The 13,413-nt window shown below is 67.2% G+C and carries 11 protein-coding genes and 1 pseudogene; 2 read left to right on the forward strand and 10 right to left on the reverse strand.

The genetic code is table 11. The features are described 5' to 3' along the window. Window positions 1-25 precede the first annotated feature (25 nt). The 3 genes from ACFYWI_RS17670 to ACFYWI_RS17680 all read right to left on the reverse strand — a co-directional run bounded on the left by ACFYWI_RS17670 (window position 26) and on the right by ACFYWI_RS17680 (window position 3,626). Window positions 26-904: a carbohydrate ABC transporter permease gene (locus tag ACFYWI_RS17670; RefSeq protein WP_389232489.1), complete on the reverse strand. Its 879-nt coding sequence runs from the start codon at window positions 902-904 to the stop codon at window positions 26-28. Between the two features lie 80 nt (window positions 905-984). Then, a complete protein-coding gene (locus ACFYWI_RS17675; protein ID WP_389232492.1) occupies window positions 985-2,583 on the reverse strand; it encodes an extracellular solute-binding protein in 1,599 nt (532 codons plus the stop codon). Between the two features lie 17 nt (window positions 2,584-2,600). Then, window positions 2,601-3,626: an NAD(P)-dependent alcohol dehydrogenase gene (locus ACFYWI_RS17680; RefSeq protein ID WP_389232495.1), complete on the reverse strand. Its 1,026-nt coding sequence runs from the start codon at window positions 3,624-3,626 to the stop codon at window positions 2,601-2,603. Between the two features lie 266 nt (window positions 3,627-3,892). Here ACFYWI_RS17680 and ACFYWI_RS17685 point away from each other — a divergent pair, with 266 nt between their 5' ends. Further along, window positions 3,893-5,584, forward strand: coding sequence for a sigma-54-dependent Fis family transcriptional regulator (locus tag ACFYWI_RS17685; RefSeq protein WP_389232498.1), 1,692 nt, complete (start codon window positions 3,893-3,895; stop codon window positions 5,582-5,584). A gap of 617 nt (window positions 5,585-6,201) precedes the next feature. Here the strand turns inward: ACFYWI_RS17685 and ACFYWI_RS17690 are convergent. Continuing rightward, on the reverse strand, window positions 6,202-6,393 hold the full coding sequence (locus ACFYWI_RS17690) for a hypothetical protein (protein WP_030931808.1): 192 nt from the start codon (window positions 6,391-6,393) through the stop codon (window positions 6,202-6,204). Window positions 6,394-6,556: 163 nt separating this feature from the next. Here ACFYWI_RS17690 and ACFYWI_RS17695 point away from each other — a divergent pair, with 163 nt between their 5' ends. After that, window positions 6,557-7,690 carry a glutathione-independent formaldehyde dehydrogenase gene (locus ACFYWI_RS17695; protein ID WP_389232501.1) on the forward strand — a complete coding sequence of 378 codons (1,134 nt, stop codon included), beginning with the start codon at window positions 6,557-6,559 and terminating at the stop codon, window positions 7,688-7,690. Here ACFYWI_RS17695 and ACFYWI_RS17700 read toward each other — a convergent pair. The 6 genes and pseudogenes from ACFYWI_RS17700 to ACFYWI_RS17725 all read right to left on the reverse strand — a co-directional run. Beyond that, window positions 7,684-7,836, reverse strand: a pseudogene (locus ACFYWI_RS17700) (cation/H(+) antiporter); the annotation flags it as partial. The gene ACFYWI_RS17695 and the pseudogene ACFYWI_RS17700 overlap by 7 nt on opposite strands. Window positions 7,837-7,976: 140 nt before the next feature. After that, complete coding sequence (locus ACFYWI_RS17705; RefSeq protein WP_389232504.1) at window positions 7,977-9,635, reverse strand: cation acetate symporter; 1,659 nt, start codon at window positions 9,633-9,635, stop codon at window positions 7,977-7,979. After that, on the reverse strand, window positions 9,632-10,030 hold the full coding sequence (locus ACFYWI_RS17710) for a DUF485 domain-containing protein (protein ID WP_389232507.1): 399 nt from the start codon (window positions 10,028-10,030) through the stop codon (window positions 9,632-9,634). Before ACFYWI_RS17710 ends, ACFYWI_RS17705 begins: the two co-directional genes overlap by 4 nt. Next, window positions 10,027-10,368, reverse strand: coding sequence for a hypothetical protein (locus ACFYWI_RS17715; protein WP_389232510.1), 342 nt, complete (start codon window positions 10,366-10,368; stop codon window positions 10,027-10,029). The genes ACFYWI_RS17710 and ACFYWI_RS17715 overlap by 4 nt, the downstream gene beginning before the upstream one ends. Window positions 10,369-10,417: 49 nt before the next feature. Further along, complete coding sequence (locus tag ACFYWI_RS17720) at window positions 10,418-12,064, reverse strand: long-chain fatty acid--CoA ligase (protein WP_389232513.1); 1,647 nt, start codon at window positions 12,062-12,064, stop codon at window positions 10,418-10,420. A 38-nt stretch (window positions 12,065-12,102) separates the two neighbouring features. Next, a complete protein-coding gene (locus ACFYWI_RS17725) occupies window positions 12,103-13,398 on the reverse strand; it encodes an ABC transporter substrate-binding protein (RefSeq protein WP_389232516.1) in 1,296 nt (431 codons plus the stop codon). Window positions 13,399-13,413 lie beyond the last annotated feature (15 nt).

Here is a 13,413-nt window from a genome sequence, read left to right on the forward strand (position 1 = left end):
TTGAATACGGGATAAAGGCGCGACCTCATGAGTCCCCCTTCAGCTTGAAGGCCCTGGTGAGCAAGGCGGCGACAACGGTGAGCGTGACGATCATCAGGACCAGATAGGTCAGGGACATAGCCCCGCTGTAGCCGGTCTGCTGATCCCGGAGCCCCTGGATGTAGAGGTAGTAGCCGGGAGTCTCCGTGGAGGAGCCGGGTCCCCCGGAGGTCAGCACGTAGACGCTGTCGGAGAGCTTGGACGCCTCGATCAGCCGGATGATGACGGCCGCGACCGACACCGGCGCCATGAGCGGGAAGGTCACCTTCCGGAAGGTGCGCCAGACGTCGGCGCCGTCGATCGCGGCGGCCATGAACGGTTCCTTGGGAAGGCTCAGGAGGCCGGCCAGCAGCAGCAGGAACATGAACGGGGTCCACTGCCAGACCTCGACGGTCATCAGCGCGACCAGCGCCGGCCCGGACTCGGTGAGCCAGGGAACCCTGGTCAGGCCCAGCGTCCCGAGCAGATCGTTCACAGGGCCCAGGGACTCGTGGAAGATCATCTGCCAGATGGCGGCCATCACTACGGGGGTGGTCATCATGGGGACGAGGAACAGCACCCGCCAGAAACGACGGCCCCGTACCTCACGCCAGACGAGCAGGGCCATCCCGAACCCGATGAGGTACTGGATCAGGACGGTGCCGCCCGCCAGCAGGATCAGGCGCATGATCGCGGCCCAGAAACGACTGTCGTGCAGCATCGTGGCGTAGTTGGCCCCACCGATGAAATCCATCTGAGGGCTGCTGACGTTCCAGCCGGAGAAGCTGACACGAATGGTGAACAGAAGCGGAAAAATGATGATGAGTGCCAGAGTGAGCAGTCCTGGGAGAAGGAACATGCTCTTGTGCCGGCGCAGGCCGTCCATGGTTCTCCTTGCGGCAGTGGGCGGGCGCCCCCGGGTGGCCGGCCGGCTTGGGCGGCCACCCGGGGCGTCCTGCTATCGGGTCAGGAGTTGTCCTCGAGTGCGACCACGTTTCGATAGGCGCTGCGGACCTTGTCCTTGCCGATCTGCTCGGTGATCTTGGACCATTCCTTGGCTACTTCGTCCAGCGCCTGCTGCGGAGCCTTCTGTCCCGCCAGCGCCGCGGCTACGCCGTTGGCCAGCGCGGACATATACGTACTGACACCCGGCACGCGCAGATCGAAGACGCGGTTGGTGCTCTTCTCCATGCCCGAGAGGGTCTGAACATACGACTTCGCGACCTCCGGGTCCCAGCCCTGCTTCTCCCAGAACGCCGCATCGAAGTGGGCGTTGCGGTAAGGGTTGACCCCGAAACGGCCGATGGTCAGGTCGAGGGCGGTGTTGGCCTCGTTGCTGAAGAAGCACAGATAGTCGAAGGCCATTTTCTGGTGGCGCGAGGCCTTGGTCACCGCCGAGGTCCATCCCCAGGTGAAGTACGGAGCCTGATTCGGCCTCTTGTCCCACGCCTTGGTGGTGCGGTTGTAGACCTCCGAGGATCCTGGCAACGGCGCCGCCTGGATCTTGTTGCGGATCCTGCTGTCCGCTTGCTGGGCCTGGATGAACGCGTCGTCCCATGAATAGGACATCAGTGCCTGGCCGCCTCCGAAGGAGAAGATCTCGTCTCCCAGACCGAAGTTGGCGCCACCGGGTGCCCAGGTCGACTTGGCCTTCACCATGTCGTCGAGGGCGCGGACGAAGCCGGGCGTGTTGATCAGCGGCTTCATGGTCTCCACGTCGAAGAAGACGCCGCCCTTGACGTCCGGGTGCTTCACATACGGCGTCGCACGGCTGATGAAAGCGGAGAACGTCAGGTCGTCACGCTTGGTCACCTCGGCGCTGCCGTAGTTGCGCTTGCCGTCGCCGTCGCGATCCTTGCCGCTGAAGAACGCGGCTGTCTCCTGGTATTCGGTCCATGTCTTCGGGGTTCTGAGTTCCTTGCCCGTGGCCGCTTTGTACTCCGCCTTCCGCTTCGGGTCGTTCAGCACATCGGTGCGGACCTTGAGGTAATGCCGGTCCCCGTCCACGGGGTACTGCACGACCTTCCCGTTCCAGGTCGCCACGTCCATGTAGGCCTTCGTGACGTCCTTCATCCCGGGGCTGTCCAGGTACTTCTGCGGCACCGGCGCCAAATAGGGTGCCATGTCCCCGATCCACAGGGAGGGGTAGAACATGACGTCGTACGCCGGCTGGCCCGCTTGCAAGGGCGTGAGGATCTTCTGGTGCAGCTCGCCGAAGGGAACGTTGACCACTTCCACCTCTGCCCCGGTGATCTCCTCGAACTGCTCGGCATGCAGCTGGGTCGGCTCGCCGATGACGGGGATGGCGTGGCTGATGATCTTCAGTGTCTGCCCGGAGTAGTCCTTACGGCTGATCGACTCGTAGCTGCAGGGTCCCGGGACGTCCTTGACCTTCGCCGTCGGGTAGTTCTTGCTGTACTTCCTGTAGCTGATCTCCGAACCCGGCTTGAACAGCGCCGGCTTGTCAGGCTTGCTCTCCACCGGGTCCTGACCGGTGCATCCCGTCGCGGTGAGAGCCACGACGGCAGCGGCGGCGACCACGGCCTTGTACGAACAGTTGCGCATGGAGCTGCTCCTTCGGCTCACGGGACCAAGATCGCTCGGCCGCGTACGGCACCGGTGGACAAGTCGTCGAGGGCGTCCCGGAAGGACGCGAGGGGGTACCGCTGGGTGTGCAGGCTGACCCGGCCCTGGGCCGCCAGGATCATCAGCTCGGAGAGGTCGTTGTATGACCCCACGAGGTTGCCGATGAAGTTGATCTCGGTGGAGATGACGTCGATCGTCGGCACGCCGAGGTGGCCGCCGTAGCCGATGACGTAGTAGTTGCCGTTGCGGCGCAGGCAGGCGACGCCCGTCTCGACGGCACCCCCCTCGCCGACGAAGTCCAAAACCGCCTCCGCCCCGTGCCCTCCGGTGAGTTCCAGGACGCGCTCGGTCTCACTCCCGTCCGCGACCAGCGTGTGTTCGGCACCCAGCTCCCTGGCCAGGACGAGGGCATCCGGGCTGCGGTCGATCACGATGATCTCGACCGGAGAAAGAGCCCGGAGCACTTGAATACCGATGTGCCCGAGGCCTCCGGCGCCGATCACTACTGCCCGGTCACCCGGTCGCAGAACCCGGGCCGCCTTGGCGGCAGCGTGGTACGCCGTGAGCCCGGCGTCGGCCAGGGCTGCCACCGAGGCCGGCTCAAGGGACGGGTCGAGTGCCACGACCGAGCGGGCGGTGGTCTTCAGATACTCCGCATACCCCCCGTCCGTGTCGATCCCCGGGAAGGCCGAGTTCATACAGTGCACGTCGTCGCCTGCTCTGCAGGCACGGCACAGACCGCAGGTCATGAGCGGGTGCAGGATGACCGGGTCGCCGACCTTGACGTGTGTGACGGCCTGCCCCACCTCCTGCACCCAGCCGGCGTTCTCATGACCGATGGTGTAGGGCAGGACAACCCCACTCTTGTTGCTCCACTGTCCTTCGAGGATGTGCAGATCGGTGCGGCAGACCCCTGCGCCCCCGACCTTCACGATCACATCCAGCGGACCGGTGATCTGCGGGTCCGGCACATCCACGAGCACTGGCGGCTCGTCGTACTCGATGACCTGCACGGCTTTCATGGCGCTCCCTGCGAATCGGCGGGTGGATGGTGCGCCGATTACACAGCCCGCCGCGCGCAGGCCGATGTCTCAGAAGCGGTCCGCGGATGTATCAATGTGATACAGGCCATAGGCGCGGCGTCATCGAGCTGCTCCAATCACTCCACAGAGGGATGAAGCGCGCGATACGGGAGTGTTAAATGCCCCGACGTCAACCTGGCAGCTCGCTGACAGCAGCCAGAGAGCTTTACCAGGAAGCCACCAAGGATCCGAGCGCCCGCTCGCTCGTGGTCGCCTCGTGGCAACGCTCGATCGAGTACGAAGTGAAGTCGGGCTGTATCGACGCGCCCTACTTCGAGAACCCCAATCTGGACAGCCCGCTCGCCAGAGCGGCGCTACCGATCCTGAACAGGCTGCACGAGCAGCTTGCCGACGACCCGGTGTCCACGATGGTCACAGACCGGAACGGCGTGGTGCTGTCCCGCATGGTCTCCCACGAGGCTCTGACGACGCGGCTGAACCGAGTGCAACTGGCCCCGGGCCACGTGTTCGCCGAGCGCTATGTGGGCACCAACGGCATCGGGACCGCGTTGGCCAGCGGCCGCCCGGTCCTGATCGCCGGCAGCGAGCACTACGTCGAGGCGCTGCGGGACTTCCACTGCGCGGCCGTGCCGATCCTGCATCCCATCCGGCGCACACTGCTGGGAGCCTTCAACCTGACAACGGTCAGTCAGGGTTCGGCCGGCATGCTCATGGCCTTGGCCCGCTCTGTGGCCGGCCAGATCGAAAGTGAGATTGCCGCTATCAGCTCGCGACGGGAGCGGGCCCTGTTCCAGGACTACATGGACGCGTGCTCCTCGGTACGCCCGGGACCCGTACTTGCCCTCAATCGTGAAGTCGTCATGATGAACGAGCAGCTGAGAGCGGCCGTGACAGGGCCGGATCACTACGCTCTGCTCGACCACGCACGTGAGATCGCCGACGATCCCCGGTTCGAAGGGACACGGAGCATCGCCCTCCCCTCCGGCCGCGTCGCCGAACTCCGGGTCAGCCGACGCGAGGACGGCGACGCGGGTGCCATCTTCCGAGTCCGGGTCATCGGACGTCCCCAGCCCGGACCGGTCATTTCCGATGGACCCACACGATCGAGCCTGGGGTTGGCCGGCTCCTCCCCGCAATGGCTGCGCGCGGTCGCCGAAGCCGAAGCGGCGTTCGTCGCCGGGTCCTGGCTTCATCTCGTGGGCGAAGCCGGCGCTGGAAAGAGAACGCTGGTCGAAGCCATCCACAGAGCCCACGGTGCCGGGCGCCGGCTCGAGATGGTGGAAGCGCCGCTGTCGGAGTCACCGCACGCCACCGAGCCCTGGCTGCGCAACGTCCGCGAGCTGCTGGCCCAACCGTCGATCGTGGTCGTCCTGCGCGATGTCCACCTGCTGGGCGACCAGCTGCGCCGGCAGCTGAGAAGCCTGCTGGCGCACCTCGACGGGACGGCCACCGGGGAACTGGTCATGACCAGCCAGCCGTCCATGGTCACGACCGACGACGAGCTCGACCGTCTGTGTGGCGCCTCGGTGGAGGTGCCGCCGCTACGTCATCGCTATGGAGACATCGAGCACCTGGTCCGGTTCTTCCTGCGCAAATACCGGCCGAGCGGAGAGAACAGCTGCTCCACGGATGCGCTCGTGATGCTGCAGCGTTGCCCCTGGCCGGAGAATGTCAGGCAGCTCGAGTCGGTGATCCGCGGCCTCGCACGGCGACCTTCCGGCCGAATCATCCAAGTAGAGGATCTCCCGCCGGAATGCCGGGTTTCGTCGCACAAGGTTCTGACCACCATCGAGGCGCTGGAACGGGATGCCATTCTGCGTGGGCTGATGGACCGCAACTCCAACGTCCAGCGCACCGCACAGGATCTCGGCATCTCCCGCGCCACCATGTACCGCAAGATGCGCCGTTACGGGATCGTCCCATCGAGCCTCACCTAGATGCGCTGCGCTGGATCTGCCGATCCTGACTGGTTGAGGGCACGGCGGGCATGTGGATCTCCCTGCGGTTGACCCGGCAGCGTGCCGTCGATCTGATGTGCAGCAGCTGGTGAACTTCCAGGTCCCGATACTGGCCCACCGGACAGCTAAGGCCTCTGACCTGCGGAAACAGGACTGGAGGGGGTATGCCTTTCAGCGTGCCGTCGTTGTCGACGACCGGGAGGCGTTTTACCTGAGGGCCATGATGCCGGCGGCCTGGGGCAACGTCGTGTCGGCGCGGCGGACGGTCCGGGGGCGTTCTGGGGGATCGAGACGTCCCTGGTTGTTGCGTGTGTCTCGGGCGGCGACCATTTCGAATGGCTGGGATTGTTCACTGGTACCCCAGCCGACGGCATACGTCGCGTTCACCAGTGCTGAAGAGAGCCGGCGTGTGCCGGGCGAGGTGAGCGAGCGGCCCGCGTCGGGCTCGGCGGGCGCGGCGCTCTCACGGCCCCATTCCGTGAGGCGCGCCCAGCCCGTGGGGAGCACGCGGACCCCACCGCTTCGGGCGTCATGGGCGTGATCGTGTCAGGGAGAGGCCGTGGGCGTCTGTGCAGATCACCTTTTGCGCGCCGGGCTCAGCGGTCGGCGATGTCCTCGCGGAGGCCGTCGGAGAACTCCCACCACGACAGCGGAAGCCAGTCGCCGTTGACAAAGGCATCGACAGTCGCGCCGCGACCGCGGACAGTCACCGTCGTTCCGGGTGGGTACGTGGTGCCCGAGAGGCCGGGCACTGGGACAAGCAGGGTCCCGAGTCGTTGTGCTGCCACTCCTCGTCCTCCCTTTCTCGGTACGACATCAGGTCGGACATTCCTCCCGAGATTACCGGGTTGTTTGTTGGCGTAGTCCGGAGAATCATGAGAGATGGGTCACGCGGAATAGCGGGCGGGGGGCGGAAATCGTACTGGGCATCGCCGAGCGGAGGTAGCAGCCATGAAGGCCGTCGTGTACAAGGGACCGTTCACCGTTGCGGTCGAAGATGTTGAAAAGCCCAAGATGCAGCATCCGAACGATGTGATCGTACGGATCACCTCCACCGCGATATGCGGATCCGATCTGCATATGTACGAGGGTCGTACCGCGGCTGAGCCCGGCATAGTCTTCGGCCACGAGAACATGGGAATCATCGAGGAAATCGGCCAAGGTGTCACCTCGCTCAAGGAGGGCGACCGCGTGGTCATGCCCTTCAATGTTGCCTGCGGGTTCTGCACCAATTGTGTCGAGGGATTCACCGGATTCTGTCAGACCGTCAATCCCGGCTTCGCGGGCGGCGCTTACGGCTATGTCGCCATGGGGCCCTGGCCGGGCGGCCAGGCGGAATACCTACGCGTTCCCTACGCCGACTTCAACTGCCTGAAGCTGCCGCCGGGAAACGAGCACGAGACCGATTTCATGCTGCTTGCCGACATCTTCCCCACCGGCTACCACGGCTGTGAACTCGCCCAGGTCCGCCCGGGTGAGAGCGTCGCCGTGTACGGCGGCGGGCCGGTCGGGCTCATGGCCGCCTACTCGGCCCTGCTGCGCGGCGCGAAGAAGGTGTTCGTCGTGGACCGGGTTCCCGAGCGGCTGGAGAAGGCCCGGGAGATCGGCGCGGTTCCGATCAACTTCGCCGAGGGTGACCCCGTGGAGCAGATCAAGGAGCAGACCGAGGGTGTCGGCACCGACAAGGGCGTGGACGCCGTCGGCTACCAGGCGATGGCGCACGGGACTGACCGCGAGGAACCGGCGACCGTCCTGAACTCGCTCGTCGGCACGGTCCGGGCCACCGGAGCGCTCGGCGTGCCCGGCCTCTACGTCCCGGCCGACCCCGGAGGCCCTGACGAGCAGGCCAAGCACGGCATGCTCCTCGTCTCGATCGGCAAGCTCTTCGAGAAGGGCCTGCGGATGGGTACGGGGCAGTGCAATGTGAAGCGCTACAACCGGTACCTGCGCGACATGATCATCGAAGGCCGGGCGAAGCCGAGCTTCGTCGTCTCGCATGAACTGCCCCTGGGCCAGGCGCCGTCGGCGTACGAGAAGTTCGACAAGCGGATCGAGGGCTACACGAAGGTCGTGCTGCACCCGTAGCGGTGGAGACGAACCACGAGCAGCCCCGCGACCACGTTCATGACGATGGTCAGCACTGCTGCGGCGGCGGCGACGGACGCGATGTCTCCTGGGGCGATGGCCGGCCCGAAGGCGAAGAAGCGCCCTGGAGGCGATGACGGGGTGCCCGGGACACGCCCGGGCACCCCCTTGGTCGCGGTGGAGCGCCCCCGGCGTCCTGCGCGCTGCCGCCGGGCCGCTGCGCGACCGCCTCTTCGTCGGAGCGCAGACCCGGCGCCCGTGCGGGAGTTCAGGGCTCAGGCGCCTCTCAGCGGGAGCCCCATCGGGGTGCCGGCTCCGGTCGGTCGGGCGGCGCTCCGGCAGCCGGCTCGTTCTCCGGGACGGCGCCGGCTCCTGCGAGGATGCGGACCTCGGCCTCGGTGAACTCCGCTCCGTCCACCTCCCTCGGGTCGAGGAGCGATCCAAGCCAGCCCAGCAGGAAGCCGAGAGGGATCGAGATCACGGCGGGGTTGCTGAGGGGGAAGAATGCGAAGTCCGCGTCCGGCAGCAGCGCGGTCGGACCTCCCGACACGGCAGGGGAGAGCAGCACCAGCCCCACCGACGCGAAGAGCCCCCCGTAGATGCTCCACAGCGCCCCTCTCGTTGTGAAGCCCTTCCAGTACATGCTGTAGAGGAGCGCGGGCAGGATCGCGGAACCCGCGACGGCGAAGGCGAGACCCACCAGGAACGAGATGTTCAGGCCCTGGGCGTACATGGACAGCACGGTCCCGACGAGACCGATGAGCAGCACCGAGCCCTTGGCGACCAGGAGTTCACTCCTTTGTGACGCCTTGCCGTTCCTGAACCCGACTTGGTAGAGGTCGTGCGCCAGCGCGGTCGAGGCAGCCAGGACAAGCCCGGCGACCACGGCCAGGACGGTGGTGAAGGCGACACAGGAGATGAGTGTGAGGAGGAACGCGCCTCCCAGGAACTCGGCAAGCAGCAGGGTGGCCGAATTACCCGAGGCGCTGTCCGCCGTGATGGTGTCCCGGCCCAGCACCGCCACGGCACCGAATCCCATCACCCCGGCCAGGAGACAGAACGCGAGCGTCAGGTAGGTCGCCCATTGGACCGATCCGCGTGCCGCGCGCGCGGTGGGCACCGCGCCGAGCCGCATGAGGAGATGCGGCAGTCCCGCTGCTCCCAGCAGAACCGCCAACTGCAGGCTCAGTGAGTCGAGTTTGCTGACGCTGTCGTCGCCGTAGCGCACACCGGGCTGGAGGAAGGCGTCCCCCAGGCCGCTGTTGTCCGCCGCCCGGTTCAGCAGGCCCGCGGGATTCCAGCTGAACTCCGACATGACCAGGAGAGCCAGACAGGCGCCCCCGCCCAGCAGGATGACGGCCTTCACCAACTGGACCATGGTGGCCGCCCGCATCCCGCCGATCACCACGTAGATGATCATCAGCATTCCGAGCGAGGCGACCATCACCTGCCGCGCGCCCTGTCCGTCCAGGCCCAGGATGGGCGCGGCCAGCGCCCCGGCGCCGACCAGCTGGGCGACGAGGTACACCAGGCAGATGACGAGCGTGGCGAACCCCGCGGCCAGGTGGACGGGCCGAGGGCGCAGGCGCCGTGCGAGGCTGTCGCCGATGGTGAACCGCCCAGTGCTGTGATACGGCTCGGCGACCAGCAGGAGCATCACGATCCAGGCGACGATCGGTCCCAGCAGGTAGGGGAGGCCGTCGTACCCCGTCAGCGCGATCACGCCCGGGGAGCCGAGCAGGGTCGCGGCCGACATGTAGTCACCGAACAGGGCGATGCCGTTCCGAGCCGGGGTCAGCCGGCCGTCGCTGATGTAGAAGTCGCCCGGAGTGGCCCGGTCCGTCGTGACCCAGATGGCCAGCAACAGCGTGCTGGCGACGAAGGCGGCGAAGACCACGAACACCGGGAACCCGTCGGAGCCGGCGAGTGGCAGAGCTGTGGTCACCGTATGTTCTCTCTCTTCTCGAAGCAGGTCCTCAGACGCCTGCCGTCAGGGTCGAGGAAGGTCCTGGCGTGCCGCGTGTACCACCCGACGGCCAAGACGGTGGTGAGGCACTGGATCAGGCTGAGGACGAGACCGATGTTCAGCGGTCCGGCCACTCGTACGGCCATGAAGCCCCGCGCTTCGCCGGCGAGCAGCGCGTTGAGCAGGTACAGCGCGACGACGGCGCCCGCGACGGCGAAGACCGGGCGCCGGCGTGCCGCCCGCAGTCGCTGCAGGCCCTGGTCGGTCTGGAGCTGCTCGAAGACGGACGTCGGTTCCCGCGGCGGGCCCGATTCCCACAGCGAATCCGGCTCCCGGGGTGTACCCGGTTCCCATGGCGGGCGCGGGGGGATCACGACGCCCCTTCCAGCGGCGCGGCGCTGCGGTCGGCGGCAGTGGACCGGCCCGTGGTCCGATGCGCCTCGCCGGTCCGGTCGCGGGCCAGGTCTTCCGCCATGCGAAGGGCCCACCTCCGGCGCACCTCGCTCATGCCGTCGCCCCTCGCTCCCGCCTGGCGCAGGGCTTCGGCGTACCGGCGACCGAGTGCGTCCGGCCCGTCGGGTTCCGAGACGGTCTCGGCGATGGCCTGTCGAAGTTCGGTGTCGGAGTACAGGGACTCATGGTCGAGTTGGCTCAGATACAGGGCGGACACCGGATACGGATCCTGTTCGGGATGCAGGGGAATGCGGCTCATTGCGTGTCCTGATCGGTCGGGACGGATGGTCCGTGGCTGGGGAGAAGGGCTATGTGATGACGTCCACCTCCAGCTCCCCGTCCGCGTACTGCTTGCGCACCGTCTTCTTGTCGAACTTGCCGACAGATGTCCTGGGCACTTCCTCGACCAGCGCCCAGCGCTCCGGGAGCTGCCATGCGGCGACCTTTCCGGCGAGGAAGCCACGCAACTCCCCAAAGGCGGCCGTGCTGCCGGGCCGGAGGACAACCGTGGCCAGGGGGCGCTCACCCCACTTGTCGTCCGGGACGCCGACGACACACGCCTCGGCCACACCCGGGTGCGCCATGAGGTGGTTCTCCAGTTCGACGGACGAGATCCACTCTCCGCCCGACTTGATCACGTCCTTGACCCGGTCGGTGAGCGTGAGGAAGCCGTCGGCGGCGATCGTGCCCACGTCACCGGTCCGCAGCCAGCCGTCGTGGAACTTCTCCGGGTCGTCGTCGAGGTAGTACGAGCCGGTGATCCACGGGCCGCGCACCTCCAGCTCGCCGACGCTACGGCCGTCCCAGGGCAGGACCGTCCCGTCGTGGCCGATGAGCCGGGCCTCCACCGGCGCCGGGAAGCGGCCCTGGGTGAGCCGGTAGCGCCAGGCGTCCTCGCCCTCCGCGCCTTCGGGTACGCGGGCCAGGGCGCCCAGCGGCGACACCTCGGTCATGCCCCAGGCGTGCAGCAGCCGGATGCCGAGCTCGTCCTCGTAGGTCTTCATCAGGGACGGCGGGCAGGAGGAGCCGCCCACGACGGCCTCCTGGAGGGAGGAGATGTCGGCCTCCGGGTGTTGGGCGACATGGTCGGCCAGGCCCTGCCACACCGTGGGCACACCGGCTCCCTTGTTGGGGCGGGAGGCGGCGACGAACTCCGCGAGGGGCCCGGGGGCCAGGAACCTGTCCGGCATGGCGAGCGAGGCGCCGGTCAGGAACGCCGCGTACGGCAGGCCCCAGGCCTGGGCGTGGAACTGCGGGACGATGGCGAGCAGGCGGTCGCGGGCGGAGATGCCCATGAGGTCCGGCAGGCTGATGCCCAGCGAGTGCAGGTACAGCGAACGGTGGCTGTACACCACGCCCTTGGGGTTACCCGTGGTGCCGGACGTGTAGCACATGCCTGCGGCCTGGTTCTCGTCCAGGTCCGGCCAGTCGTACGTGTCGGGCCGCTTCTCCAGCAGTCGGCCGTAGTCGTGTACGGCAGCCGGACCGTCGGGCAGGACCGAGGACTTCGCCTCGCCGTTGATGACGACGTGCCGCACGGTGCGCATGTCGGGCAGCAGCTCGGCGAAGACCGGCAGGAGGGAGGCATCGACGATGACCACCGTGTCCTCGGCGTGGTTGGCGATGTAGGTGAGCTGTTCCGGGAAAAGGCGGATGTTCAGGGGGTGGATCACAGCGCCCATGGCGGGTACGGCGAGGTATGCCTCCAGGTGCTCCTGGTTGTTCCACATGAACGTGGCCACTCGGTCGCCCGGCTGTACGCCGAGGCCGGCCAGCGCGTGGGCCAGCCTGGCGGCGTTGCGGCCGACCTGGGCGTAGGTGGCAGTCCTGATGCCGCCCTCGGTGGCCGTGATCACTTCACTGCCGCCGTGCAGGTTCATGCCGTTCTCCAGCAGCCTGCGGACGAGCAGCGGCACGTCCTGCATGGTGCTGGGGACGGTGGGACGGCTGGACATTTCCATGGTCATCTTCGGTCCCGTGTCGGTTTCGAGGGTCAGTGGCTGGGCCGGTAGGCGGTGCCGAGCCCTGTGGTGGACAGCTCCTTGACGACGGCCAGACCGCCATCGGCCCCTGCGTCGGGCTTGAGGATGTAGGTCGCGCGCGCGGGAATCTGCCCCGCCTTGCTGTAATCGAGGGGCGCGACCAGGCCGTTGGTGTCCATCTTCGAGAGGCTCCCCAGCGCCTTGAGCACGCCCTTGCGGGTGAGGTCACCGTTGTCGCAGGCCCGCTGGAGGATCTTGGCCATGACCTCGCTCTGGGCGTAGCCGTACATCACGTACGAGGACTGCGCCTCGCCCTTGAAGGCGCTGTCGAAGCTCTTGCGCACCTCGGCGGGCTTGGCAGCCCGGGAGGAGAAGGGCGCGATCGAGGTGACGACGAGCAGCTGCTTCTCCATGGCCGACTTGGCGGAGCCGCGCAGCAGGGCCGGGCTGAAGGACGGGTTGGAGCCGAGGAAGGTGGCGTCGTAGCCGGACGACTGGGCGACGGAGACCGCCGAGGCCGTCTGCGCGCCGGTGGTGGTGAGCAGCACCGCCTTCGCCCGGGCGTTCTTGGCAGAGGTCACCTGCGCGGTGAGGTCCGTGTCCGTGGGCTTGATCTTGTGTTCCTTGAGCTTCAGCCCGAGCTTTCTGGCCGCTGCCCGGCTGCCCTCCAGAGCGTTCTGCCCGTAGTCGCCCTCCAGGTAGATGTGGCTGACGACATCACCGCGCTTCAGCTTCTTGGTGTCGGCCAGGTGCTGGATGCCGTTGATCATCTCGATGTCGTAGGTGGCTCCCGTGATGACCACATACGGGTTGCTCAGCAGGCTGGAGGACCAGGACACAGCCATGGTGACCATCTCGTCGGATTCCAGCGTGGGCATCAGGGCGGCGATCATCGGCGAGCCCAGCAGCTCGTTGAGGGCCAGTACCTCGCCCTTGACCTGGGCATAGCCGGAGACCGCCTGCTGGGTGTTGTAGCCGTGGTCCTTGACGACGAACTCGACCTTCCGGCCGCACACGCCGCCCTTGCGGTTCTGCTCGTCCCAGAACAGCTTGCGGCCCTGCCCGCCGGCCTTGGAGGCGCCCGCGAAGACGCCGGTCTGGTCAGTGAGAACACCCAGCTTGATCGTCTTGTCGGTGACCCCCGGGCCGGTGGCGACCTTGCCCGCACCCGCCGCGGAGGAGTCGGTGCTCTCCGTCGCTTTGGTGGAACAGCCGGCGGTGACCAGGACGCCGAGCAGGACGGAGAGTGCGAGACCGCGCCTGGATCTGCGGTGGGTGCTGGAGGGGGACTGGGGGCGGTGCGACATGGTGTGGGGCCTTTC

This window comes from Streptomyces sp. NPDC002889 (assembly GCF_042888425.1).
In the GTDB taxonomy this organism is placed as follows: Bacteria; Actinomycetota; Actinomycetes; order Streptomycetales; family Streptomycetaceae; genus Streptomyces.

Bases quoted from the DNA above. Each gene is read 5' to 3' on its own strand.
- ACFYWI_RS17670 (WP_389232489.1), bottom strand. From the start codon at position 904: ATGGACGGCCTGCGCCGGCACAAGAGCATGTTCCTTCTCCCAGGACTG.
- ACFYWI_RS17675 (WP_389232492.1), bottom strand. From the start codon at position 2,583: ATGCGCAACTGTTCGTACAAGGCCGTGGTCGCCGCCGCTGCCGTCGTG.
- ACFYWI_RS17680 (WP_389232495.1), bottom strand. From the start codon at position 3,626: ATGAAAGCCGTGCAGGTCATCGAGTACGACGAGCCGCCAGTGCTCGTG.
- ACFYWI_RS17695 (WP_389232501.1), top strand. From the start codon at position 6,557: ATGAAGGCCGTCGTGTACAAGGGACCGTTCACCGTTGCGGTCGAAGAT.
- ACFYWI_RS17715 (WP_389232510.1), bottom strand. From the start codon at position 10,368: ATGAGCCGCATTCCCCTGCATCCCGAACAGGATCCGTATCCGGTGTCC.
- ACFYWI_RS17720 (WP_389232513.1), bottom strand. From the start codon at position 12,064: ATGTCCAGCCGTCCCACCGTCCCCAGCACCATGCAGGACGTGCCGCTG.
- ACFYWI_RS17725 (WP_389232516.1), bottom strand. From the start codon at position 13,398: ATGTCGCACCGCCCCCAGTCCCCCTCCAGCACCCACCGCAGATCCAGG.